Origin of the sequence: Pseudomonas sp. LB-090624, assembly GCF_003205205.1 — a bacterium.
Lineage (GTDB): Bacteria > Pseudomonadota > Gammaproteobacteria > Pseudomonadales > Pseudomonadaceae > Aquipseudomonas.
On record NZ_QJRL01000014.1, the window covers coordinates 34,254 to 56,705 of the forward strand.

A 22,452-nucleotide genomic window follows, 5' to 3' on the forward strand; every position below is an offset into this window, starting at 1 on the left:
AGAAGTTCTCATTCAAGGCGCACCGTGCCCATCTCACTGCTCCTCGCCGAAGACGACCCACGCCTGCGTCAGGACCTGGAACGTCATTTCCTCAATCGCGGTTTTCAGGTGCATGCCTGCGCCAGCGGCACCCAGGCCCTGAACGCCATACAGCACTCGCGCTTTGAGTTGGTACTGCTGGACATCATGCTGCCGGGCATCGACGGCCTCAGCCTGCTCGATGAACTGCGCCGCCATCAGGCAGTGCCGGTCATGCTGATGTCGGCGCTGGGCGCCGAGCAAGATCGCATCAGCGGCTTTACCCGTGGTGCGGACGACTACCTGCCCAAACCGTTCAGCCTGGCCGAGCTGAATGCCAGGGTCGACGCATTGCTGCGGCGCGTGGCATTTGAGCGCGGTACGGCGGTGCGTGCCGATGTCGGTGAAGTGATGCTGGATCATGACCGCCAGGACGTTATCCACAACGGCCAGGCTGCCGGCCTTACCGCATCCGAATTCCGCTTGCTGGCTACCCTTCGTGCCCATCCGGGCGAAGCCTTGAGCAAGCCATTCCTCTACCAGACCGTACTGCATCGCGCCTACACCCGCCTGGACCGTGGCCTGGATGTGCATGTATGCAACTTGCGCCGCAAGCTGGCCGACATCACCGCCCAGCACCTGCAGATCCAGGCGGTACGGGGCCAAGGGTACATCCTGGTCGACACGGAACAGCCCTGATGCGTCGCCATCCATTGCTGTGGAAACTGGCGGTGTTGCAGGTCGGCTTCTGCCTGCTGCTGACCTGGCTGATCTGGACCTGGGGCCTTTCAGTGGAACGCAGCACCTACTTCCTGTCCCAGGCCGATCAGGACTACCTGGCGCGTTATGCACAACAGGCCGAACAGGCGTGGGAGCAGGACGGCGCGGTCGGCGCCGAGGCCTGGCGCAAGCAGCTGGAACGGGCTGAGGACACCTGGGTGGCCGTGATCGGCCCACACCTGCAGAGCCTTGGCACCACGCCGCTGAGCGCCGAGGAAGCCAGCCACCTTACATTCATGCGCAAGCTCGACTGGCCGATGAGCCGGCGCCTGCAGGATGAGCTGCCGTATGTCAGCATCGAATTTCCGCAACACCCCGAGCATGGCCGCCTGGTGCTGCAACTGCCCGAACGGCTGCTACCCACAGGCCTAACACCCTGGACCCATGTGGTCACTCACGGCGTTGCCCCCGCGCTACTGGCCTTGCTGCTGGGCCTTGCGCTATACCGGCATCTTGTCGTGCCGCTGAACCGCCTGCGCGACCGCGCCGACGCCCTGCGGGCCGATGACCTGGACAGTCCCGCCCTGCCCCTGCAGGAACGCCGTGATGAACTGGGAGAGCTGGCTCAGGCGTTCGAGCACATGGCCGCGCGCCTGCGTCAGAGCCTTGAGCAACAGCGCCTGCTGTTGCGAACGCTGTCCCACGAACTGCGCACGCCCTTGGCGCGGCTGCGTATCGCCCATGACAGCGACTTGCCACCGCCGCAGCTGCGCGAGCGTCTGGACCGTGAGGTGGCCGACATGCAGAAGTTGCTGGAAAACACCCTCGACCTGGCCTGGATGGACACCGAACAGCCCAGCCTGTCGACCGAGCCGGTATTGGTGCTTTCCGTTTGGGAAGCGTTGTGTGAGGACGTGTGCTTCGAAAGCGGCTGGGACGGAGTGCGCCTGCCGTGTTCACTGGGCACCGATTGCCTGGTGCAGGCGCATCTGGACAGCCTGGCCCAGGCCATGGAAAACCTGTTGCGCAATGCCATTCGCCACTCGCCCACCGAAGGCCGGGTCAGCCTTGATGGCTGGCGTGAGGGCACCTACTGGCACCTGCGCCTGAGCGACCAAGGACCCGGCGTCCCTGATCCCGACCTCGAGCGTATTTTCAAGCCTTACCAGCGCCTGGCCGACAGCGGCGCAGGTTTCGGCCTGGGCCTGGCTATCGCCCGCCGCGCCATCGAACTGCAAGGCGGGCGCTTATGGGCCAACAATGGGCACCCGGGCCTGTGCCTGCACATGACCTTACCTGCGGCCTGAGACTGTTTAGAAAGTTAATGCGCTTTACGCTCGATCGGGACTGTTTATCATCTGGCCGCTCAAGCCTTGCCCTCCTTGCAAAGCCATGACGAGACGCCCGATGAGCAAGAAGACCCTGACGCTGGCCTTGGCACTTGCCCTTGCGGCCCCTCTGGTCCTGGCACAGCCCGAGCATGACCAGAAGATGGACACGTCGGTGCTACAGCGCCAGGACCAGGGCTATCACTTCAGCCAGCTTGATCTGGCCTCGGCCGATGGCCTGCGTCACTACCGTTTGTGGGTTGGCAAGCCGGACCGCCCAGCGCCGGCATCGGGATACCCGGTGCTGTGGATGCTCGATGGGAATGCTGCGCTGGGAGCGTTGGATCAGCAGTTGCTGAACAGGCTCGCCGCGGGCCAGGCGCCGGTGCTCGTGGCAGTGGGTTACCGGACCGAACTGCGTATCGACAGGATCGGCCGCACCCTGGACTACACCCCGGCGCTACCGGGGCAGGCGCAACAACGTGATCCGCTGACCGGCCAACCCAGCGGCGGGGTCGATGCGTTCCTTGAGCTTCTGACCGGGCACATGCGTACTATGGTGTCGGCTGTGGCGCCGATCGATCCGCAACGACAGACACTGTGGGGGCACTCCTATGGTGGCCTGGCCGTGCTTCACGCACTGTTTACCCGCCCTGGCGAATTCAGCGTTTACGCCGCTGCCAGCCCGTCACTGTGGTGGGGCGATGGCGTCATTGCCCAGGAGGCGCAAGGACTTCCCTCACGCCTTGGCGAGGCGCGCCCGCACCTGTTGCTGATGCGCGGCGGGCAGGAGCCCGCCAGCCCGCATGGTTCGCCGCACGAGAACGACGAGTTGCCTGCGCGCCAACTGGCGGCAGATCTGGCTGGGATCAAAGGCCTCGACGTGCGCTTTGAGCGCTTCGAGGGTCTGGGGCATGGGCCCATGCTAGGCGCCTCCCTGCGCAAGGTAATCGAAGGCATGTCTGGCCAGTGACCCGCCCTGCGCACGTCCGACTCAAGGTTGCGCGTACTTGAGCACGTACAGGCACAGCTCGCGGTAGACATCCACAGGCAGCTGCGACATCAGCTTCTGAGCCTGGCCGAGGGTTTTGCAACTGAGTTCGGCCATCGTCCGACGGTGTTTCGAACCCAGCAGGCCGGCATGCACCACCTGTGCATACTGAATATAGGAACAAGGGAAATCGGCCTGGGGACTGCGCTGGACCTTGAAGTCGATCTTCAGGTCTGCCCCACGGAAGAATGCTCTGCCCTGGTAGGTCTGTTGGGGCACGAGGAGCCCTTTTTCAGGACAGGTGCTGTGACAGACCGGCAGGCTATTCCTGTCCGTCTCAAGGCCACGTCGATAAAGCACGAGTTCGGAACCTGGCACCTCGATACAGGCGTTTTCGAAAGCATCGATGATGGCCCTGCCATTGATCTGCGCCTCCTCGATCTGCGTCAGGCTGACCACACGCTCGAGCTCATGATTGCCAACACTGTTGACCACACGATCCAGGGTCGACCAGTGGCTGAATTCTTTCTGACACGCAATCAGGTGGATCTCACTCTGATAGCCTTTGCGGGCGGCTTCAGGTGGAAAGTCAGCGAAATGAGGGCTGTCGAGCGCGGTCTCCATGATGATGTTGTATCCATTATCCATCGCATACGTGCAAATCATCGCGCCCAGGCGCCAGATGAACGGCTCGGTATGCTCATAGACATAGAGCACGCCTTTGTCTTCCATTGCCCGGTAATGAGGGTGCAGCTCACGAAAATGGGTTTCGTAAAGGCGAACATAATTGTCGTACCGCCCGCTCTTCAACAGCGTGTTTTCCAGCAAGTAGGTCTTACCCGAGCCCTGTGCACCGGCAATAATGAGCATTTTGGGCTTGAGTACGCCGTCGACGTAGTCACGCTTCTTGTCGAACAACGAGTCGGCAATCGTTCTGAATGCGACATGAAGATCGGTATCGGTAAAAGGATGGAGAGAGGACATGACGGTTCGTTTCCTTGGTTTGCCAATGTGACCGTCACCAAGGTAGGCGCTGCGGCAGGTGAGAAAGGGGTAAATGGTTACTGCTGCCCGTCTTGTCGGAGACGGTAGAGCAGCGGGTTGCCAGTAGGGTGGCACAGTGCTGTATGCTTGCTTGGTCTTCAGGGCGGGGTGAAAGTCCCCACCGGCGGTAAATCGAAAGATGAGCCCGCGAGCGCCCCGGCCATGCCGGGGGTCAGCAGATCTGGTGCGACTCCAGAGCCGACGGTCATAGTCCGGATGAAAGAAGGCGTCAGGCAGGGGCCTTTCGGGCGCCCCTGCGCGCGCATTTTGTTCGCCCCGAGACGTTCATCGATCATTCACGAGGAGCGTTTCATGTCCACCCAGCACCACTCGCAATACCCCAATGTTTCCGCTGCCATCGCCGCCTTCAAGGCCGGTCGCCCTGTGCTGTTGCTCGACGATGACGACCGCGAGGACGAAGCGGACATCATTGCCGCCGCCGAAAACATTTCGCTGCAGACCATGGCCATGATGATTCGCGATTGCAGCGGCATCGTCTGCCTGTGCCTGGACGAGGCCACAGTCGACGAACTGCAGCTGGCGCCCATGGTGCAGAACAACCAAGCCCGCCATGGCACCGGCTTCACCGTCACCATCGAGGCGGCGGAAGGGATCACAACCGGGGTTTCAGCCCAGGATCGTATTACCACCATTGCCGCGGCACTACGCTCCAGCGCCGAGCAGCGCCATATCGTCAGCCCTGGGCATGTGTTCCCGCTACGCGCCCGCAATGGCGGCGTACTGGCGCGCCGCGGGCACACCGAAGGCTCGGTGGACCTGGCGCGCCTGGCTGGCCTGCGGCCGGCGGCGGTGCTGTGCGAGTTGATGAACCCCGACGGAACCATGGCCCGTGGCGAGCAAGTGGCGGTGTATGCGCGGCAGTACAACTTGCCAGTGCTGACCATCGAAGAGCTGGCGCGGTACCGTGAAGCCATGGTGGAACGGGAAGCTGCCACGGCTTGATAGTTTCCTGCGCCTGACTCGAGGCAGATGGCGGCGCTGAAATCGAGCGCCGCCCGCGCGGCGCATCGCGAGCTGCGCTCGCTCCTACATTTGTTTCGGGCCAATTATTCCTGTGGGATTCGCGCGCGGACGCCTTGGCGCATCGCGCGATATCGCCTCGTACATACAAGCGGTCGCTCCAGCGGCCTGCTCCACACAAGTTTGCTCCCCCCGCCCCGCTCTGCTAGTGTCGCGCCGTTCTGAATGCCACCGAGACAGTCGCCATGGCCCGCAAAAAAGCCTCCCTCGATTTCGAGCAATCCCTCGCAGACCTGCAAGCCCTGGTCGAGCGCCTGGAGAACGGCGAGTTGTCGCTGGAAGAGTCGCTGGCCGCCTTCGAGCAAGGCATCGCCCTGACCCGTGATTGCCAGGGCGCCCTGGCCCAGGCGGAGCAGAAAGTGCAAATCCTGCTGGAACGCGACGGCGAGTTGGCTGCCCAGCCCTTCGACGCGGAGCCGGAAGCATGATTGGCACCTACCAGGCCAGTTGCCAGGCACGGGTCGACGCTGCCCTCGAGCCGCTGTTCGTTGCCCCGACCAAAGAGCTCGAACGCCTTTACGCCGCCATGCGCTACAGCGTGATGAACGGCGGCAAGCGCGTGCGCCCATTGCTGGCCTACGCGGCCTGCGAAGCCCTGGGTGCCGCTGCCGAACAGGCCAACGGCGCTGCCTGCGCAGTAGAGCTGATCCATGCCTATTCCCTGGTGCATGACGACCTGCCGGCCATGGACGACGACGACCTGCGTCGCGGCCAGCCGACCACCCATAAAGCCTTTGACGAAGCCTGCGCCATCTTGGCAGGCGACGGCTTGCAGAGCCTGGCTTTCAGCGCCCTGCTCGATCCGCGGCTGAGCCCGCAGGCCGACAGTATCCGCCTGGCCATGGTCCAGGCCCTGGCCAAGGCTGCCGGCCCGGCCGGCATGGTCGGCGGCCAGGCTATCGACCTTGGTTCGGTGGGCCTGAAGCTGGACCAGCAGGCACTGGAATTCATGCACCGGCACAAGACCGGGGCGCTGATCGAAGCCAGCGTACGCCTCGGCGCCCTGGCCAGTGCCCGCGCCGACCAGGCACAACTGGACGCCCTGCAGACTTATGCACAGGCAATCGGCCTGGCGTTCCAGGTACAGGACGATATCCTCGACGTGGAAAGCGACACCGCCACCCTGGGTAAGCGCCAAGGGGCAGACATCGCCCGTGACAAACCGACCTACCCGGCCCTGCTGGGCCTGGAAGCGGCCAAAGCCTATGCGATCGAACTGCGCGACCAGGCGCTGGTCGCACTGGAAGGGTTCAGCGAAACCGCCGAGCCGTTGCGGGCCTTGGCGCGCTACATCGTCGAACGCCGCAACTGAGCAGCTACACCATTCCCTGTGGGAGCGGGTTCACCCGCGAATGCGCCAGTAAATTCAATATCGCATTCGCGGGTAAACCCGCTCCCGCAGGGGCCGCGTAACCTGTGGTCGAATGGGCACTTTTCCCACAATGGGTTAAACTGCCGCGTCTTCACACACCTATAACGACTCGCCTGATGCCCACGACGTTTCAAGAGATCCCCCGCGAACGCCCGGTCACGCCGTTGCTCGACCGCGCTGACACGCCTGCCGGCCTGCGCCGGCTGGCCGAAGCCGACCTGGAGACCCTGGCCGACGAGTTGCGCCAGGAATTACTCTACACCGTGGGGCAGACCGGTGGGCACTTTGGTGCCGGCCTGGGCGTGATCGAGCTGACCATCGCCCTGCACTACGTGTTCGACACCCCGGACGACCGGTTGGTGTGGGATGTGGGCCACCAGGCCTACCCACACAAAATCCTCACCGGGCGCCGTAACCGCATGCTCAGCCTGCGCCAGAAGGACGGCATCGCCGCCTTCCCGCGCCGCAGCGAAAGCGAGTACGACACCTTTGGAGTCGGTCACTCCAGCACCTCGATCAGCGCCGCGCTGGGCATGGCCATTGCTGCCCGCCTGCAAAACAGCGCGCGCAAGTCGATCGCGGTGATCGGTGACGGCGCACTCACTGCCGGCATGGCCTTCGAGGCGTTGAACCACGCCCAGGAAGTCAACGCCGACATGCTGGTCATCCTCAACGACAACGACATGTCGATTTCGCGCAATGTCGGCGGCCTGTCCAATTACCTGGCCAAGATCCTCTCCAGCCGCACCTACGCGAGCATGCGCGAAGGCAGCAAAAAAGTGCTGTCGCGGCTGCCAGGCGCCTGGGAAATTGCCCGCCGCACCGAAGAGTACGCCAAGGGCATGCTGGTGCCGGGCACATTGTTCGAAGAACTGGGCTGGAACTACATCGGCCCAATCGATGGCCACGACCTGCCGACCATGATCGCCACCCTGCGCAACATGCGTGACCTCAAGGGCCCGCAGTTCCTGCACGTGGTGACCAAGAAGGGTAAGGGCTTCGCCCCAGCCGAAATCGACCCGATCGGCTACCATGCCATCACCAAGCTGGAGCCGGCCGACAAGCCCGCCGCGCCAAAGAAAGCCAGCGGGCCGAAATACTCCGCCGTGTTCGGCCAGTGGCTGTGCGACATGGCCGCTACCGACAACCGCCTGGTGGGCATTACCCCGGCGATGAAGGAAGGCTCGGACCTGGTCGACTTCAGCGAGCGCTACCCTGAGCGCTACTTCGACGTGGCGATCGCCGAGCAGCATGCCGTGACCCTGGCGGCCGGCATGGCCTGCGAGGGCAGCAAGCCGGTGGTGGCGATCTACTCCACCTTCCTGCAGCGTGCCTACGACCAGCTGATCCACGACGTGGCGGTGCAGAACCTCGACGTGCTGTTCGCCATCGACCGCGCCGGCCTGGTCGGCGAGGACGGCCCGACCCACGCCGGCAGCTACGACCTGTCGTACCTGCGCTGCATCCCGGGCATGCTGGTGATGACCCCCAGCGACGAGAACGAGCTGCGCAAGATGCTCAGCACCGGCCACCTGTACAACGGCCCGGCGGCAGTGCGCTACCCGCGCGGCACCGGCCCGAATGCACCGATCAGTGGAGACCTTGAGCCGCTGGAAATCGGCAAGGGTGTAATCCGTCGCCAGGGCGAGAAAGTGGCCTTGTTGGTGTTCGGCGTACAACTGGCCGAGGCCATGCAAGTGGCCGAACAGATCAACGCCACGGTGGTCGACATGCGCTTCGTCAAGCCGCTGGACGAGGCGCTGGTGCTGGAGCTGGCAGGCAGCCATGAGCTGCTGGTAACCATCGAAGAAAACGCCATCATGGGTGGCGCGGGGGCTGCGGTGGGTGAGTGCCTTGCCAGCCAGGCAGTGCTCAAGCCGCTTCTGCACCTGGGCCTGCCGGATATCTATGTCGAGCATGCCAAGCCGGCACAGATGCTGGCTGAGTGCGGGCTGGATGCAGCCGGGATCGAGGCGTCAGTGAAAGCCCGCATGGCCAAGCTCGGCCTGTAGGGGCCTCTCCCGCGTCAACCCGCGCCTACCGGGGCTGCACAGTGCTCAAGCGCTGTAGCGCCCCTGTGGGAGCGGGTTGACCCGAGGATGCTTCGTAACTGCCCATGAAAAGTCTGCCTGTGTCGCGATTCTCTGTGCCCCAACATTCCTTATGGCCGCTGAGCGCGACGACGCCCTCAAGCTCCCAGACGTGCTGATCAGCGCAAGCCGCCAGGTCGAATCTCGCACCGCTACCAGCGCCGCCAATACGGTCTTCCGTGGTACCAAGGCCGCACGTTCCTGCTCAGCATCACCTGGACGCCGGCGCTTTAGCCGCTAGTAACGCGCACAGGCGGGCGGTGGCTTCGATCATCTGCCCGCTGGGTCGCTCCAGGCCTTTGTCAGGCACCACCAGCAAGCGTTCATCGGCGACCGCACGCAGCTGCGGCCAGGCTTTCCAGCTCGCCAGTTGTGCCTGATCGCCGGCAAGGATGACCTGTGGATTGCGCAGCAACACAGACTCCACACTCACCTGTGGCGCCGGTTGGCCGAGGTCGGCGAACACATTGCGCGCCCCGCACACAGCCAGCGCGTCACTGACTACCTGACCGCCTCCCAGGGTGTACAGCGGCCGATCCCAGACTTGGTAGAACACCTGCAAAGGCTCATCCCGTCGATACTGCTGGCGCAGCTGCTGCAACCGCTCACGCAGGGATTGCGCGTACCGCTGCCCCTGCTCGGCGCGCCCGATGCGCCCGGCAATGGCTTCGATCTGCTCGATGAGCTGGTCGATGTCATGGGGTTCGGCGCTGAAGGTGGCAATGCCAAGGCGCTCGAGTTGGTGGCGCTGGGCCAAGGGCACACTGCCCGGCCACAGCAGCAACAAGTCGGGGCGTAAGCTGAGCAGGCGCTCCATGTCCAGCTGCCCCTGGCGCCCCAGCGAAGGCAGGTCGCGCAACCCCGCTGGCCGCTCACCACCGTCAAGCACGCCCACCAACAGGTCATCGGCCTGCAGCTCGAGCATGATTTCCGTCATCGAAGGGGCCAGGCTGACTACGCGCAGCGGTTCACCAGCCAGTACGGAGCAGGCAAACAGCGCCAGCAGGCCAGGGAGCAGGCGCATCAGCCGAGCTGGCGTGGTATGCGATAGAGGTACAGCACCACTAAGGTGGACAACGCCAGCAGGATCTGTGGCACCGCCTCGAGGCCGACCAGTACTGATAGTGCGGCGACCCAGGCTGGGAAGCAGGCATACAGCATGGCCAGGCGCCGTACCCGCGCCAGCTCGATCCAGGCGGCGGGCTCTTCGCCAGTGCCAAGCACCTTCGAGGTGGCAATGAGTGCGCGTTTGTAGGCACCAAAACGCGGCAGGCTGAGGAACATGGTGGCCGCCCCGGCAATGAACAACGGCATGGCCAGCACCGGGATCAGCGCATCACCGCCACCAAACGCCCAGGCCATGACGGGCAACGGCACCAGGCCCACTGCCAGGTACTGCCACCAGGCCAGCGCCAAGCGCCGCTTGACCTCGGCGCGCGTCACGCCTGGGGCACCTCGCCCTGGTGTTCGTTGCCCAGCATGTGGCCCAACTTGCCGGCCTTGGTCGCCAGGTAATAACGGTTGTGCGGGTTGTGCCCGGTGTGCAGCGGCACACGCTCTGCGACGACAATGTTCATGTCGGTCAGGGCTTTGACCTTGCGCGGGTTGTTAGTCATGAGGCGCAGAGATTTCACGCCCAGGTGCTCCAGCATCGGCAGGCACATGGCGTAGTCGCGCTGGTCGGCAGCAAAGCCCAGGCGCTCGTTGGCTTCGACGGTGTCGGCGCCGCCGTCTTGCAACTCGTAGGCGCGGATCTTGTTCAACAGACCAATCCCGCGGCCTTCCTGACGCAGGTACAACAGCACCCCACGGCCTTCGCGGGCGATGGCCTGCAGCGCGGCTTCCAGCTGCGAGCCGCAGTCGCAGCGCTGGCTGAACAGGGCATCGCCGGTCAGGCACTCGGAATGCAGGCGCCCCAATACCGGCTGGCCGTCCGCGATATCACCCAGGCTGAGCACCACATGCTCACGGCCAGTGGCTTCGTCGAGAAAGCCATGCATGGTGAAGGTCGCGAAGGGAGTCGGGAGTTTAGAGGCGGCAACAAAGACGACGGGCACGTTGTGCTCCTGGAATAAGTAGGAAATTTCTCGTTGTCCGATTGTATCAGCAGGTTGGGGAATGTGGGCTGGCTGAATACGGTGGGTTAAGATCGAAAAGTTCGATGCTTAGGCTCAGCATCCCGGCCCTATTGCCAGCAAATCAGTAGCCTCCCGTGTTGAGACTTGCGCATCAATTGCGGGGGTTGGCTTGCCGGCGACAGAGGCGCCAGGCGCCCCGGCTTCAGTTTGGCTTGCCATCCGAACTGAACGGATATGGCTGCTTCCAATGCTGGAAAATCGGCTTCAGCTCGCCACTGCGCACCAACTCGGCCATGCGCTTGTCGAACAGGTCGCGCAGGGCCTTGGCCTGGTCGTTACGGGCAAAAGCCAAGTACAGCGGCAGCTCGGCCACATGAGTACGTCGAAACCGCTCGGGATGCGATGACTGGCCGAGCACGTAGTCGACTTCAGTCTGTGCATCAATGTAGAAATCGACCCGGTCATGCTCGAGCATCGGCAGGATGCCTTCACGACGCTGAATCTCTCGGAACTCGTGCACATTCGGCAGATAGCTGCCGTAGTCGTAGCCGCGGACCCAGGCCAGGCGATACTTGCCCACGTCCTGCGCGGTAGGCACAGGTTTGCTGGCCAGCCCCAAGGCATAGATATGGTCCATATCGAAGTGCCAGCGCGGGTACAGGTTGTCTTCGTTCTCGTTTTTATACGAGCCCACCCAGGCATCAGCCTCGCCGCGCTTCACCAGCCCAACCGCCCGGCTGTACGGCGCACTCTGCGTCACCACCTTGACCCCGGCCGGTTCGAACACCTTGCGCAGCACGTCCCAGGCCACCCCGGTACCGTCGGCGTTGGTGTAGTCGAGCCACTCCTCGCTGACCAGGTGGATCTGCCTGGGCACACCTTCAGCAGCCGTCACCCACGGGGCAATGATCACCAGCATTGCCAGCAGCACAATCCTTATGGCCATTCACGCGCTCCCTGTTTCAGGCAACCGCCCACACCAGAACCTGCATGCCCAGCCAGGCGAACACGCCGGCCAGGATATCGTCGAGCATGATGCCGACGCCCCCGTGCACATGCCGGTCGATCCAGCGGATCGGCCACGGCTTGAGGATGTCGAAGAAGCGGAACATCAGGAACCCCGCCAGCAGCCACTGCCAGCCTTCCGGCACCAGCCAGAGGGTGATCCACATGCCGACGATCTCATCCCAGACAATGCCTTCATGGTCGTGCACACGCAAGTCGTTGGCGACTTTGCCACATAGCCAGAAGCCGAACAGCATGCTCACGCCGAGCAACAGCCAGTACCCCCAGTCGGGCAGCAACTGCCATAAAGGGATGAACGGTATGGCTACCAGCGAGCCCCAGGTACCTGGCGCCTTGGGCAAGGTACCGGAACCGAAGCCAAAGGCGATGAAGTGCCAAGGGTTGCGCCAGACCGAAGGCGGAACGAACTCCGCAGGCACCTGGTTGGGGTGATCGGTCACGGTGTCTCCCTAAAGTGTTGATAGCCCCGCTGGACGGGGGTTATGTCCTGGCCCTGTGAGTCGCGCAAGGTCACACCCCGCCCTTCGAGCACACGACCAATGATATGGACCTCGATGAATCCGAGGCCAGCCAGGGGCGCCAGCGCTTCGGGCGGCAAGGTGAATGCCAGTACGTAGTCGTCGCCACCGGTGAGTGCTGCCTGCAACGCCGCTTCGCGGCCGAGGAATGCCTCTAAGGCAGGAGACACTGGTACCTGCGCCAGGTTCACCTCCAGCGCCACGCCGGAGGCCTTGGCGATGTGCCCGCAATCAGCGAGCAGGCCGTCGGAGATGTCCAGCGCCGCAGTGGCCTTGCCACGCAGCAGTTCACCGAGGGTGAGCTGCGGCATCGGTGACCAGTAATGGGCCAGCAGCGGCTCGGCCTGCTCGGCTGGCGCCTGGCGTTCGCCCAGCACCAGCGGCAAGGCACCGGCAGCCTTCCCTAGCGAACCACCAACACACAGCAGGTCGCCAGGCCGTGCACCGCAGCGGCGCAACGCCTGGCCAGCCGGCACGCGACCGAACACAGTCACGGTGATGCTCAGCGGGCCACGGGTGGTATCCCCGCCAATCAGGCTCATGCGGCAACGGTGGGCCATGCGGCTGAGGCCATCGGCATAAGCCGCCAGCCAGTCCGCCCCCACGTCAGGCAGGGTTAGCGCGAGGGTAAAACCGATGGCAGTCGCGCCCATGGCGGCCAGGTCACTGGCCGCCACGGCCAACGAACGCTGGCCCAGCAGCAGCGGGTCGCAAACAGCAGGAAAGTGCACCCCGGCGACCAGCGTGTCGGTCGACACTGCCAGTTGTTCACCGGGGGGAAGATCCAGCAAGGCGCAATCGTCACCGATCCCCAGGGCCACTCCCTCGCCCCCTTGCGCACAAGGCGCGGCGGCGAAGTAATGGTTGATCAGCTCGAACTCACCCATGGCCTGGCTGCGCCGGGATCAGCGCTTGTTCGCCTTGACTTCTGCTTCACGCAGGGTCGGAGCGAGCTTGTCCAGCACGCCATTGACGAACTTGTGACCGTCGGTTGCACCGAAGACTTTGGCCAGTTCCACGCCTTCGTTGATCACCACGCGGTACGGTACGTCGACGCGCTTGATCAGCTCCCAGGTGGACAGGCGCAGCACGGCCAGCTCGACCGGGTCGAGCTCATCCAGGGCGATGGCCATGCAGGGCACCAGCGCCTTGTCGATTTCGCCCTTGATTGCCGGAACCCCATGCAGGATCTCGCGGAAATAGGCACCGTCGACATCGGTAAAATCGTTATCGACCCGGAACTGCGCTTCGATCTCGTTCAGCGAATGCTGGGCCATGTGCCACTGATAGAGGGCCTGAGTCGCGAGCTTGCGGGCTTCGCGGCGCTTGGCGCTCTTCGATGGCTTGCCGGCATCCGCAGGTTTTGGATCGCGCGGGTTGAAACGATCGCTTTCGTCGCTAATCACTTGGCCTCCAACTGCGCCAGCAGGCTGACCATTTCCAGAGCGGACAGGGCAGCTTCAGCACCTTTGTTGCCGGCCTTGGTGCCGGAACGCTCGATGGCTTGCTCGATGGAGTCGACGGTCAGTACGCCGAAGGCCACCGGAACACCGAACTCCATGGACACCTGGGCCAGGCCCTTGGTGCACTCGCCTGCCACGTATTCAAAGTGCGGGGTACCGCCACGGATCACGGCGCCCAGGGCAATGATCGCGTCGTAGGCGCCTTGCTGGGCGACCTTCTGTGCTACCAGCGGGATTTCGAATGCGCCCGGGGCACGAATGATGGTGATGTCGCTTTCGCTGACACCGTGGCGAACCAGGGCGTCGACGGCACCGCTTACCAGGCTTTCGACAACGAAGCTGTTGAAGCGGCCAACCACCAAAGCATAGCGACCTTTGGGGGCGATGAAGGTACCTTCGATGGTCTTCAGGGTCATTCCGATATTCTCATCTTCAAGAGCGAGGCCGCATACAAGCGGCCTCGACAGGGGTCTGGACTCGAGCAGAGGGCGTCAATGCCGCCTCAAGTCACTCGGAGGGCACGTATTCTACAACTTCCAGATCGAATCCGGATATCGCGTTGAACTTCATCGGCGAACTCATCAGGCGCATCTTGCGCACGCCGAGGTCACGCAGGATCTGCGAACCGGCACCAACGGTGCTGTAGGTAGTCGGTGCCTTGGCCGGCGCATCGCCCGCGCTTTCGCGGATGTGGGCCAGCAGCACGTCGCCGTCCAGCGGGTGACCCAGCAGCAACACCACGCCACTGCCGGCCTCGGCCACTGCGGCCATCGCCGCGCGCAGGCTCCAGCGGCCCGGTTGCTTGACCAGCAGCAGGTCGCGCAGCGGGTCCATGTTGTGCACGCGCACCAAGGTTGGCTCTTCGGCGCAGATCTTGCCCAGGGTCAGGGCCATGTGCACGTCGCCTTCGACCGCGTCGCGGTAGGTCACCAGATTGAATTCACCCAGTTCACTTTCTACCGGCTGCTCGGACACACGCTGCACGGTGCGCTCGTGGATCATGCGGTAGTGGATAAGGTCGGCAATGGTACCGATCTTCAGGCCGTGTTCGGCGGCGAACACTTCCAGCTCGGCGCGACGCGACATGGTGCCGTCGTCGTTCATCACTTCGCAGATCACGCCGCTTGGCTCGAAACCGGCCATGCGCGCCAGATCGCAGGCAGCTTCGGTGTGGCCGGCGCGGGCCAGGGTACCGCCGGGTTGAGCCATCAGCGGGAAGATGTGGCCCGGGCTGACGATGTCTTCGGCCTTGGCATCCTTGGCGGCGGCGGCCTGCACGGTGCGGGCGCGGTCGGCGGCGGAGATGCCGGTGGTAACGCCTTCGGCGGCTTCGATCGACACGGTGAACTTGGTGCCGAAGCCCGAGCCGTTGCGCGGAGCCATCAGCGGCAGCTTCAGGGTTTCACAACGCTCGCGGGTCATCGGCATGCAGATGAGGCCACGGGCGTGCTTGGCCATGAAGTTGATGTGCTCGGGCAGGCAGCATTCGGCTGCCATGATGATGTCGCCTTCGTTCTCGCGGTCTTCGTCATCCATGAGAATGACCATTTTACCCTGGCGGATGTCTTCGACCAGTTCTTCGATGCTGTTGAGCGCCACGCGGCACCCCCTTCTCAATCAGGATTTCAAGAAGCCGTTGGCGGCCAGGAAGCTTTCGGTAATGCCACTGCCCTTGCTCGGCTCGGCGGCCTTGTCACCCAGCAGCAAGCGCTCCAGATAACGGGCCAGCAGGTCGACCTCAAGGTTTACCCGACGCCCTGCGCGGTAGTCGGCCATGATGGTTTCGGACAGGGTGTGCGGGACAATGGTCAGCTCGAATTCGGCGCCATTGACCTCATTGACCGTCAGGCTGGTGCCGTCGACGGTGATCGAACCCTTGTGGGCGATGTACTTGGCCAGTTCCTTCGGTGCACGCACACGGAACTGGATGGCGCGGGCGTTATCGCTGCGCGAGATGATTTCGCCGACGCCATCGACGTGGCCGCTGACCAGGTGCCCGCCCAGGCGGGTGGTGGGGGTCAGGGCCTTTTCCAGGTTGACCTTGCTGCCGCCCTTGAGGTCGATGAAGGCAGTGCGCTTGAGGGTTTCGACGCTGACGTCGGCCCAGAAACCGTCGCCAGGCAGCTCCACGGCAGTCAGGCACACGCCGTTGACAGCGATGCTGTCGCCGAGCTTGACGTCCCCCAGGTCGAGCTTGCCGGTTTCGACGTAGACGCGCACGTCGCCACCCTTGGGGGTCAGGCTACGGATGGTGCCGATGGATTCGATGATGCCGGTGAACATGGGGTCTTCCTCAAAAACGGATTGCGCGGGGCAAGCCCGGCATTATACGCCGGGTGCCGGCAGGGGGATGGCCGTGACCCGCCAGTCATCGCCCACTGCGCGCATTTCGGTAATTTTCAGCCGCGGGGCCTCGCTCATTTTTTCCAGTGGCCAGTCCAGCAATGGGCGGGCATGGGAGCCAAGGAAGGTGCCGGCGACGAACAGCTGGAACTCATCGACCAGGCCCAGGCGGGCAAAGGCACCGACCAGACCGGCACCAGCCTCCAGCAGGATTTCGTTTACGCCGCGGGCGGCCAGGGCCTGCAGCAGCGCCGCAAGGTCGACCTGGCCATTGTCGCCCGGCAAGCTGAGCAGTTCGTGGCCGGCAGCGGCATAGCGCGGGTCATCTGCGACAGCGGTCACCACCAGTGCCGGACCGGCCTGGAAAAATGGCGCAGCCAGTGGCAGGCGCAGGCGGCTGTCGACCAGCACCCGCAGCGGGGTGCGGCTGAGGGCCAAGGCGGTGGTTTCGGCATCCAGGCCCAGCTCGGCGCCACGCACGGTCATGCGCGCGTTGTCGGCCAGCACGCTGGTGGCGCTGGTCAACACCACGCTGGAACGGGCGCGCAGGCGCTGTACCGCCGAGCGGGCGGCCGGGCCGGTGATCCACTGGCTTTCACCACTGGCCATGGCGGTGCGGCCGTCCAGGCTCATGGCCAGCTTGGCGCGGACGAACGGCAGGCCGTGCTCCATGCGCTTGAGGAAGCCCGGGTTGAGGGCGCGGGCCTCGGCTTCGAGCACCCCGCTGGCGACCTCGATTCCGGCTTCGGCAATGCGCCGCAGGCCCCGCCCCGCCACTTGCGGATTAGGGTCCTGCATGGCAGCGACTACACGCGCCACGCCGGCCTTGACCAGCGCTTCGGCACACGGCGGCGTGCGGCCATGATGGCTGCACGGCTCCAGGGTGACGTAGGCACAGGCGCCGCGGGCACGCTCGCCGGCCTGGCGCAGGGCATGCACTTCGGCATGCGGCTCGCCGGCGCGTACGTGCCAGCCTTCGCCAACCACCTCGCCATCACGCACGATCACACAGCCTACGCGCGGGTTCGGGTGGGTGGTGTACAGGCCTTTGCGCGCCAGCTCCAGCGCACGGGCCATGTAGTGGGCGTCAAGGACGGCGGCTTGGCTGGGCATGTTCACTCTTTAGCTGGCTCACGGGCCAGGCGGTCGATTTCTTCGCGGAACTCGTCGAGGTCCTGGAAGCGCCGGTACACCGAGGCAAAGCGGATATAGGCCACTTCGTCGAGTTTGCGCAGCTCGGCCATGACCATCTCACCCACCACCAGCGATTTCACTTCGCGCTCACCCGTAGCGCGCAGCCGGCTCTTGATGTGCGCCAGCGCCGCTTCCAGGCGCTCGACGCTGACCGGGCGCTTTTCCAGCGCCCGCTGCATGCCGGCACGCAGCTTTTCTTCGTCGAAGGGCTGGCGCGTGCCGTCCTGCTTGATCAGCCGTGGCAGCACCAGTTCGGCGGTTTCGAAGGTGGTGAAGCGCTCGCCACACGCCACGCATTCGCGGCGGCGGCGCACCTGCTCGCCCTCGGCGACGAGGCGAGAGTCGATGACCTTGGTGTCGTTGGCACCGCAAAAGGGACAGTGCATGGTGGCAGGCAACAAAAAAAGGGAGGGCCATGGTAGCGCATTGCACTGGCAAGACAAGCCAAAGGGGTTAACATCCATGGGAAATCTGCCCGTGAAGGACTACCCAATGCACTACCGAGCGCTCGTCGTGCTGTGCTGCGCCGCCCTGCTCACCGCCTGTGGCAGCGACAGGCCGAAGACCGAAAACCTGCCGACACCCACGCCTGCCCGCTCGCCCAAGCAGGCCGACGTACTGGGCCCACTGCCGGCTTATCAGCGCGAGCTCAGCGGCACCTTGCTGGAAATCCCCGCCGGGGCCGACGTGGAGCTGGCCTTGTTGGTCATCGACGAACGCGATCGCCCGCAACGCCTTCTGGCCAGCAGCAACCTCATCGGTACTGGCCAGGCCCTGCCTTACCAGCTGCGCTTCAACCCCGAAGCCTTCCCGGCTGGTGCCCGGGTCGAACTGCGTGGCCGCGCCAGCAGGTCCGGCCAGCTGATCATGCACCTGCAACCGGTGCGCATTATCCAGGCGCAGAGCCAGGCAACCGGCCCACTGCGTTTCGAGAAGGCGCCTTAAATGGTACCGCTGGCCCTGCAACAGGCGCTCAGCGGCCTGATCGGCGAAGCGCGCCTGGTCGTCAGCGAACTGCCCGACTGCGACCTGAAGTTGTGGCTGATCGACGACCAGAACATGGACCGCGCCTTCAGCAGCGAAGAAACCCGGCGCATTCTTGAGGACCCGCCTTACTGGAGCTTCTGCTGGGCCAGTGGCCTGGCCATGGCCCGCTACTTGGCTGAGCGCCCGGAATGGGTAGCCGGCAAGCGGGTGCTGGACTTCGGCGCCGGCTCGGGTATCGCCGGCATTGCTGCAGCGCGCGCGGGTGCGTTGGAGGTAGTGGCCTGCGACCTTGACCCACTGGCACTCGATGCCTGCCGTGCGAACGCTCAACTGAACGGTGTGGAACTGAGCTACAGCGAGGATTTCTTCGCCGAAGATGACCGTTTCGATCTGATCCTGGTTGCCGATGTGCTGTACGACCGCGCCAACCTGCCGCTGCTGGATGCCTTTCTTGGCCGTGGGCGCCAGGCGCTGGTCGCCGATTCACGGGTACGCGATTTCCGTCACCCGCTGTACCAGCAACTGGGCGTGCTCGAGGCGCTGACCCTGCCAGACCTGGCCGAGCCGCACGAATTCCGCCGGGTCAGCCTGTACCACGCCAGTCGCGAGCCTTTATAGTGGTGCTATTCACGGATTTGCGAGAGTCGCGATGAGTCAGGAAACGCCGTACATCTTCGATGCCACCGATGCCACCTTCCAACAGCTGGTGATCGAAAACTCCTTCCACAAGCCGGTGCTGGTGGACTTCTGGGCCGAGTGGTGCGCGCCGTGCAAGGCACTGATGCCGTTGCTGGCGAAGATCGCCGAGGGTTACCAGGGCGAGCTGCTGCTGGCCAAGATCAACTGCGACATCGAGCAGCAAGTGGTAGCCCAGTTCGGCATACGCAGCCTGCCGACCGTGGTGCTGTTCAAGGATGGCCAGCCGGTCGACGGTTTTGCCGGAGCACAGCCGGAATCAGCGATCCGCGCCATGCTCGAGCCGCACGTGCAACTGCCCGCCGCCCCCACTGCTTCGCCACTGGAGCAAGCCAAGTCGCTGTTTGCCGAAAGCCGCTTTGCCGAGGCCGAAGCCCTGCTGCAGGCACTGCTGGGTGAAGACAACAACAATGCCGAGGCGCTGATTCTGTACGCCCGCTGCCTGGCCGAGCGTGGGGAGCTGGGCGAAGCCCAAGTGGTGCTGGATGCCGTCAAGACGGATGAGCACAAGGCCGCGCTGGCCGGCGCCAAGGCCCAGCTGACCTTCCTGCGCCAGGCTGCCAGCCTACCGGAAGTGGCCGACCTGAAAAGCCGCCTGGCGCAAAACCCGCAGGATGATGAGGCGACCTATCAGCTGAGCATTCAGCAACTGGCACGCCAGCAGTACGAGCCAGCTCTGGACAGCCTGCTGAAGCTGTTCCAGCGTAATCGAAACTACGAGAATGGGTTGCCGCAGAAGGCGTTGTTGCAGGTATTCGAATTGCTGGGTAACGATCACCCGCTGGTCAATGCCTACCGCCGCAAGCTGTTCGCTGCAATGTATTGACAACCGGCACCGGGGGCGACTGCCTGGCATCAGGCAGCCGCTTCAACGGGTTCTACATACCTCAGGCAATACCAAAGCGTAAAACAGTTTCCGCATCAACAAGCGGGACGGGTAAGACCAGCACTGCCCAGATATGCTCATTCCGTGTATCGTGCGCCCGTACCATACAATAGGGCATCTCCAAAGGGCTCTATCGTGCCGCCGCCAGTGATAAAGCAGTTATGTCCATTCCATGAAATATTGCTCAAAGGGACTGCAACTTCTTCGTTACCTACTTGATAGCACAACTTCAAACTTATAACCCCCCCCCACAGCGCCGCACGAAAATAACCGCTCGGCGCGCCTCGCAGGACGACAATCGTGGACGTAAAGTTACTGGATGGCACGCTCGCCTGAACCACGCAATATTCGCAGACCCGCTCGATACCACGGGTTTCCTGCTCCGCAGATTCAGCGTCGCCATGATTGCTGCTTAGTAGCCAGTTGCGGGGTATGAACGTACACGCCCAACCCTCTGGATCTACCCGCCCGTCGTATTGACTCCACCAGAGGGGCGGCTGATCGATGGCACCACTGGGCAAAAGTTTTAGCGTTACTGTGTCACTGCCATTTATTACCCGCACCAAGGGGGTAAGGCCAAAATGCTCACCTTCAACTTCGGGCTGTGCGAGTGTGCGCACATTCGTTTGAGGCTGATAGGCGCTCTTCACGATGGCGCCATCCCACTGCCAGGCCCCACCACGCATTAGCCCCGCTGGGAGCAAAAGGCTGGGGCAGTCATGGACATCTTGCTCGTTCAGTGATGAGTAACGTCTCGAATCAAGGAGGATGGACACCCCTGCCCTTGATTCAGGAATAGGCGGATAGGTATTCGGAAACACACCGCTACCGTTCCGCTCAATCAAAGGATGCAGAGCAATCCACGTCGACTCTGGGTCTACTGAGCGAAGCTGGAAATGCAGGGGCTTGAGTACATTATCGCTCAGTGGATGGATTCGATCCAACTGGATGAATTTATCGGAATCAGCACGCCCCCTGAAATACAGGGCATAGGGCAACGCCCCCCAGCTCATCACGGAGCGAGCCGTCATACGTACTGGAAAGATAGAATACGGGGTTGTTAGCCCATCCTAGTGTTACCCCACCCTCACTTTCATATACACCGACGTTGGAATCGATGTCTATTTCCAGGCAAAGCTCAATGCCCTGCTCCTCCAGGATGTGCCGCACTTCGGTAACCATTCTTTTAGGCGCACCTAGTGATCGGTACAGGTGAAGATTCACGCACGAAAGGATTTTCCGCCTAACCACCAGCCGGGCTGGCCGGCCTTCACCGCCAAGCATCTGCAATCTTGACGGCCCCAAGGCGCAGCGATAGAACCCTGTCGTTTGCGTTGACGTTTTGATTTCAAACTCGATATTCGCTGCGGTGAACCCTAGGCCTTGCGGCGCAAGCACATGAGCATTCCAATATCGATTGAACTCAACCCTATTGAAAAACAGTATGAAAGGCCAGCCGTAGAGGTTGTCTACACCGGAGAGCGTTTCTCCACTTACGACTTCGTTGATATCCACTTTGGCCACCGGTGATATTGACGTGCTGGTAACTTGTACCAGCACGTCAATACTGCGCAACTGGCAAAAATGACAGGTCAGTTGGCCTTGCCTGGGCCAACCCAATGGTAAACCGGCGCATCACCGGCGCTCTCCACCCTCACATCCGGACTATGTCGCAGCCTGACCAACAGTCGTTTACCCGCGCCGACACTACCTACCAGCGCCTCCAGTTGCTCCAGCAACTGGGGGCCTCTGAGGTGCCCAGCCTGCCGCAGTAGCTCACGCGCGCGTGCCCACTGCCCATCTTCCTGACCAGGCGCACCGGTGATCATCGGGGTTGCTTCTGCAGTCACTTCCTGTTTCGGCACTTCTCGCCCCAGCTGCGCCCACTCTTCAGGCGCCAGCTCAATGGTCAGGTCCACCGGCCAGTCACCAATCTGTCCACGAATTCTCACGATGCATCCTTTGAACAAGGTCAATGCCCCCATGCTACAGGAACATGAAACCTGCACCACCCAGGCTGGCGGCCGGCAGAAAACTTGTTATAACATAACTAAATCTTACAGCCCGCCTCGGAGTTGTCCATGCGTCGCCTGCTACTCGCCCTGTCCCTCGCCTTGCTGCCACTGGCCGTGGCCCATGCCCACGATGACCATGATCACGATCACGCCCATGGGACCCTCGGCGCCCATGAGCATGGCGTGGCCAAGCTCAACGCCGTGCTCGATGGCAATACCCTGGAGCTGGAACTGGACAGCCCGGCCATGAACCTGGTCGGCTTCGAGCATGCCGCCAGCAGCGATGCCGACAAGGCCAAGGTCGCCGCCGTGCGCCAGCAACTGGAACAACCCTTGAAGCTGTTCGGCCTCGCGGCGGCCGCAGGCTGCAAGGAAGACCAGCAGGAACTGGAAAGCCCGCTGTTCGGTGACGCCGCCAAAGCGGACGACGACGGTGACGAACATGAGAAAGGCCACGTGCACAGCGACATCAATGCCCACTACCAGCTGACCTGCGCCACCCCGGAAAAACTGGCCCAGATCGACCTCACCCCGCTGTACAAGACCTTCCCGGCCACGCAGAAAATCAATGTGCAACTGATCGGCCCGAATGGCCAGAAAGGCGTCGAGACCTCGCCAGCCAAGGCTGTGGTCGCCTTCTGA

General features: G+C 63.1%; 27 protein-coding genes and 1 riboswitch. Of the genes, 11 read left to right on the forward strand and 16 right to left on the reverse strand.

The window, feature by feature from the left end; genetic code table 11:
- Positions 1–24 precede the first annotated feature (24 nt).
- The 3 genes from DMX11_RS14915 (at position 25) to DMX11_RS14925 (ending at position 3,039) form a co-directional block, all read left to right on the forward strand.
- Positions 25–717 (forward strand): response regulator transcription factor, encoded by a 693-nt coding sequence (locus tag DMX11_RS14915; protein WP_110745222.1) that lies wholly within the window; start codon positions 25–27, stop codon positions 715–717.
- On the forward strand, positions 717–2,045 hold the full coding sequence (locus DMX11_RS14920) for a sensor histidine kinase (RefSeq protein ID WP_110745223.1): 1,329 nt from the start codon (positions 717–719) through the stop codon (positions 2,043–2,045). The genes DMX11_RS14915 and DMX11_RS14920 overlap by 1 nt, the downstream gene beginning before the upstream one ends.
- A 100-nt stretch (positions 2,046–2,145) precedes the next feature.
- The gene (locus DMX11_RS14925) at positions 2,146–3,039 is read left to right on the forward strand and encodes an alpha/beta hydrolase (protein WP_110745224.1); all 894 of its coding nucleotides are present in this window, start codon (positions 2,146–2,148) and stop codon (positions 3,037–3,039) included.
- A gap of 21 nt (positions 3,040–3,060) precedes the next feature.
- Here the strand turns inward: DMX11_RS14925 and DMX11_RS14930 are convergent, their stop codons facing one another.
- On the reverse strand, positions 3,061–4,041 hold the full coding sequence (locus tag DMX11_RS14930) for a zeta toxin family protein (RefSeq protein WP_110745225.1): 981 nt from the start codon (positions 4,039–4,041) through the stop codon (positions 3,061–3,063).
- A gap of 150 nt (positions 4,042–4,191) precedes the next feature.
- Positions 4,192–4,333: riboswitch (FMN riboswitch) on the forward strand.
- 80 nt (positions 4,334–4,413) lie between these two features.
- Here DMX11_RS14930 and ribB point away from each other — a divergent pair.
- The 4 genes from ribB to dxs all read left to right on the forward strand — a co-directional run bounded on the left by ribB (position 4,414) and on the right by dxs (position 8,526).
- On the forward strand, positions 4,414–5,064 hold the full coding sequence (gene ribB / locus DMX11_RS14935) for a 3,4-dihydroxy-2-butanone-4-phosphate synthase (protein ID WP_110745226.1): 651 nt from the start codon (positions 4,414–4,416) through the stop codon (positions 5,062–5,064).
- A gap of 263 nt (positions 5,065–5,327) precedes the next feature.
- Complete coding sequence (locus DMX11_RS14940; RefSeq protein WP_003255380.1) at positions 5,328–5,570, forward strand: exodeoxyribonuclease VII small subunit; 243 nt, start codon at positions 5,328–5,330, stop codon at positions 5,568–5,570.
- On the forward strand, positions 5,567–6,454 hold the full coding sequence (gene ispA / locus DMX11_RS14945) for a (2E,6E)-farnesyl diphosphate synthase (protein ID WP_110745227.1): 888 nt from the start codon (positions 5,567–5,569) through the stop codon (positions 6,452–6,454). The genes DMX11_RS14940 and ispA overlap by 4 nt, the downstream gene beginning before the upstream one ends.
- Positions 6,455–6,630: 176 nt before the next feature.
- Entirely contained in the window at positions 6,631–8,526 is a 1,896-nt protein-coding gene (gene dxs / locus DMX11_RS14950; protein WP_110745228.1) for a 1-deoxy-D-xylulose-5-phosphate synthase, read from the forward strand.
- 289 nt (positions 8,527–8,815) lie between these two features.
- Here the strand turns inward: dxs and DMX11_RS14955 are convergent, their stop codons facing one another.
- The 12 genes from DMX11_RS14955 to nrdR all read right to left on the reverse strand — a co-directional run bounded on the left by DMX11_RS14955 (position 8,816) and on the right by nrdR (position 17,612).
- The gene (locus tag DMX11_RS14955) at positions 8,816–9,628 is read right to left on the reverse strand and encodes a cobalamin-binding protein (RefSeq protein WP_110745229.1); all 813 of its coding nucleotides are present in this window, start codon (positions 9,626–9,628) and stop codon (positions 8,816–8,818) included.
- Complete coding sequence (locus tag DMX11_RS14960; protein ID WP_110745230.1) at positions 9,628–10,047, reverse strand: MFS transporter; 420 nt, start codon at positions 10,045–10,047, stop codon at positions 9,628–9,630. The genes DMX11_RS14955 and DMX11_RS14960 overlap by 1 nt, the downstream gene beginning before the upstream one ends.
- Entirely contained in the window at positions 10,044–10,661 is a 618-nt protein-coding gene (ribA, locus tag DMX11_RS14965) for a GTP cyclohydrolase II (protein ID WP_003260612.1), read from the reverse strand. Before ribA ends, DMX11_RS14960 begins: the two co-directional genes overlap by 4 nt.
- 223 nt (positions 10,662–10,884) lie before the next feature.
- A complete protein-coding gene (locus tag DMX11_RS14970) occupies positions 10,885–11,628 on the reverse strand; it encodes an ABC transporter substrate-binding protein (protein WP_110745231.1) in 744 nt (247 codons plus the stop codon).
- Positions 11,629–11,644: 16 nt separating this feature from the next.
- Positions 11,645–12,148: a phosphatidylglycerophosphatase A gene (locus DMX11_RS14975; protein ID WP_010951803.1), complete on the reverse strand. Its 504-nt coding sequence runs from the start codon at positions 12,146–12,148 to the stop codon at positions 11,645–11,647.
- Entirely contained in the window at positions 12,145–13,113 is a 969-nt protein-coding gene (thiL, locus tag DMX11_RS14980) for a thiamine-phosphate kinase (protein ID WP_110745232.1), read from the reverse strand. The genes DMX11_RS14975 and thiL overlap by 4 nt, the downstream gene beginning before the upstream one ends.
- A gap of 18 nt (positions 13,114–13,131) precedes the next feature.
- Positions 13,132–13,632, reverse strand: a complete 501-nt coding sequence (gene nusB / locus DMX11_RS14985; protein WP_110745233.1) for a transcription antitermination factor NusB — start codon at positions 13,630–13,632, stop codon at positions 13,132–13,134.
- A complete protein-coding gene (ribE, locus tag DMX11_RS14990; protein ID WP_003255395.1) occupies positions 13,629–14,105 on the reverse strand; it encodes a 6,7-dimethyl-8-ribityllumazine synthase in 477 nt (158 codons plus the stop codon). The genes nusB and ribE overlap by 4 nt, the downstream gene beginning before the upstream one ends.
- 91 nt (positions 14,106–14,196) lie before the next feature.
- The gene (ribBA, locus tag DMX11_RS14995) at positions 14,197–15,288 is read right to left on the reverse strand and encodes a bifunctional 3,4-dihydroxy-2-butanone-4-phosphate synthase/GTP cyclohydrolase II (protein WP_016484697.1); all 1,092 of its coding nucleotides are present in this window, start codon (positions 15,286–15,288) and stop codon (positions 14,197–14,199) included.
- A gap of 18 nt (positions 15,289–15,306) precedes the next feature.
- The gene (locus DMX11_RS15000; protein WP_110745234.1) at positions 15,307–15,972 is read right to left on the reverse strand and encodes a riboflavin synthase; all 666 of its coding nucleotides are present in this window, start codon (positions 15,970–15,972) and stop codon (positions 15,307–15,309) included.
- Positions 15,973–16,014: 42 nt separating this feature from the next.
- Positions 16,015–17,145 carry a bifunctional diaminohydroxyphosphoribosylaminopyrimidine deaminase/5-amino-6-(5-phosphoribosylamino)uracil reductase RibD gene (gene ribD / locus DMX11_RS15005; protein WP_110745235.1) on the reverse strand — a complete coding sequence of 377 codons (1,131 nt, stop codon included), beginning with the start codon at positions 17,143–17,145 and terminating at the stop codon, positions 16,015–16,017.
- A 2-nt stretch (positions 17,146–17,147) separates the two neighbouring features.
- Positions 17,148–17,612 (reverse strand): transcriptional regulator NrdR, encoded by a 465-nt coding sequence (gene nrdR / locus DMX11_RS15010; protein WP_003255402.1) that lies wholly within the window; start codon positions 17,610–17,612, stop codon positions 17,148–17,150.
- A 106-nt stretch (positions 17,613–17,718) separates the two neighbouring features.
- On the opposite strand from nrdR, the gene DMX11_RS15015 reads away from it, so the two are divergent.
- Genes DMX11_RS15015 through trxA form a run of 3 tightly spaced genes read left to right on the forward strand, consistent with a single transcriptional unit; the run spans position 17,719 to position 19,735 of the window.
- A complete protein-coding gene (locus DMX11_RS15015; protein WP_110745236.1) occupies positions 17,719–18,171 on the forward strand; it encodes a YbaY family lipoprotein in 453 nt (150 codons plus the stop codon).
- Positions 18,172–18,831, forward strand: coding sequence for a methyltransferase (locus DMX11_RS15020; RefSeq protein WP_110745237.1), 660 nt, complete (start codon positions 18,172–18,174; stop codon positions 18,829–18,831).
- A 31-nt stretch (positions 18,832–18,862) separates the two neighbouring features.
- The gene (trxA, locus tag DMX11_RS15025; RefSeq protein ID WP_110745238.1) at positions 18,863–19,735 is read left to right on the forward strand and encodes a thioredoxin; all 873 of its coding nucleotides are present in this window, start codon (positions 18,863–18,865) and stop codon (positions 19,733–19,735) included.
- A 137-nt stretch (positions 19,736–19,872) separates the two neighbouring features.
- On the opposite strand, the gene DMX11_RS25870 is transcribed toward trxA, so the two are convergent.
- The 3 genes from DMX11_RS25870 to DMX11_RS15035 all read right to left on the reverse strand — a co-directional run bounded on the left by DMX11_RS25870 (position 19,873) and on the right by DMX11_RS15035 (position 21,747).
- Positions 19,873–20,793 carry a hypothetical protein gene (locus DMX11_RS25870; RefSeq protein WP_146230362.1) on the reverse strand — a complete coding sequence of 307 codons (921 nt, stop codon included), beginning with the start codon at positions 20,791–20,793 and terminating at the stop codon, positions 19,873–19,875.
- Positions 20,759–21,310: a hypothetical protein gene (locus DMX11_RS15030; RefSeq protein WP_110745239.1), complete on the reverse strand. Its 552-nt coding sequence runs from the start codon at positions 21,308–21,310 to the stop codon at positions 20,759–20,761. Before DMX11_RS15030 ends, DMX11_RS25870 begins: the two co-directional genes overlap by 35 nt.
- Before the next feature lie 77 nt (positions 21,311–21,387).
- Entirely contained in the window at positions 21,388–21,747 is a 360-nt protein-coding gene (locus tag DMX11_RS15035; RefSeq protein ID WP_110745265.1) for a hypothetical protein, read from the reverse strand.
- 129 nt (positions 21,748–21,876) lie between these two features.
- Here DMX11_RS15035 and DMX11_RS15040 point away from each other — a divergent pair, with 129 nt between their 5' ends.
- The gene (locus DMX11_RS15040; RefSeq protein ID WP_110745240.1) at positions 21,877–22,452 is read left to right on the forward strand and encodes a DUF2796 domain-containing protein; all 576 of its coding nucleotides are present in this window, start codon (positions 21,877–21,879) and stop codon (positions 22,450–22,452) included.

Bases quoted from the DNA above. Each gene is read 5' to 3' on its own strand.
- DMX11_RS14920 (WP_110745223.1), top strand. From the start codon at position 717: ATGCGTCGCCATCCATTGCTGTGGAAACTGGCGGTGTTGCAGGTCGGC.
- DMX11_RS14925 (WP_110745224.1), top strand. From the start codon at position 2,146: ATGAGCAAGAAGACCCTGACGCTGGCCTTGGCACTTGCCCTTGCGGCC.
- DMX11_RS14930 (WP_110745225.1), bottom strand. From the start codon at position 4,041: ATGTCCTCTCTCCATCCTTTTACCGATACCGATCTTCATGTCGCATTC.
- ribB (WP_110745226.1), top strand. From the start codon at position 4,414: ATGTCCACCCAGCACCACTCGCAATACCCCAATGTTTCCGCTGCCATC.
- DMX11_RS14940 (WP_003255380.1), top strand. From the start codon at position 5,328: ATGGCCCGCAAAAAAGCCTCCCTCGATTTCGAGCAATCCCTCGCAGAC.
- ispA (WP_110745227.1), top strand. From the start codon at position 5,567: ATGATTGGCACCTACCAGGCCAGTTGCCAGGCACGGGTCGACGCTGCC.
- dxs (WP_110745228.1), top strand. From the start codon at position 6,631: ATGCCCACGACGTTTCAAGAGATCCCCCGCGAACGCCCGGTCACGCCG.
- DMX11_RS14955 (WP_110745229.1), bottom strand. From the start codon at position 9,628: ATGCGCCTGCTCCCTGGCCTGCTGGCGCTGTTTGCCTGCTCCGTACTG.
- DMX11_RS14970 (WP_110745231.1), bottom strand. From the start codon at position 11,628: ATGGCCATAAGGATTGTGCTGCTGGCAATGCTGGTGATCATTGCCCCG.
- thiL (WP_110745232.1), bottom strand. From the start codon at position 13,113: ATGGGTGAGTTCGAGCTGATCAACCATTACTTCGCCGCCGCGCCTTGT.
- ribE (WP_003255395.1), bottom strand. From the start codon at position 14,105: ATGACCCTGAAGACCATCGAAGGTACCTTCATCGCCCCCAAAGGTCGC.
- DMX11_RS15000 (WP_110745234.1), bottom strand. From the start codon at position 15,972: ATGTTCACCGGCATCATCGAATCCATCGGCACCATCCGTAGCCTGACC.
- ribD (WP_110745235.1), bottom strand. From the start codon at position 17,145: ATGCCCAGCCAAGCCGCCGTCCTTGACGCCCACTACATGGCCCGTGCG.
- nrdR (WP_003255402.1), bottom strand. From the start codon at position 17,612: ATGCACTGTCCCTTTTGCGGTGCCAACGACACCAAGGTCATCGACTCT.
- DMX11_RS15015 (WP_110745236.1), top strand. From the start codon at position 17,719: ATGCACTACCGAGCGCTCGTCGTGCTGTGCTGCGCCGCCCTGCTCACC.
- DMX11_RS15020 (WP_110745237.1), top strand. From the start codon at position 18,172: ATGGTACCGCTGGCCCTGCAACAGGCGCTCAGCGGCCTGATCGGCGAA.
- trxA (WP_110745238.1), top strand. From the start codon at position 18,863: ATGAGTCAGGAAACGCCGTACATCTTCGATGCCACCGATGCCACCTTC.
- DMX11_RS15040 (WP_110745240.1), top strand. From the start codon at position 21,877: ATGCGTCGCCTGCTACTCGCCCTGTCCCTCGCCTTGCTGCCACTGGCC.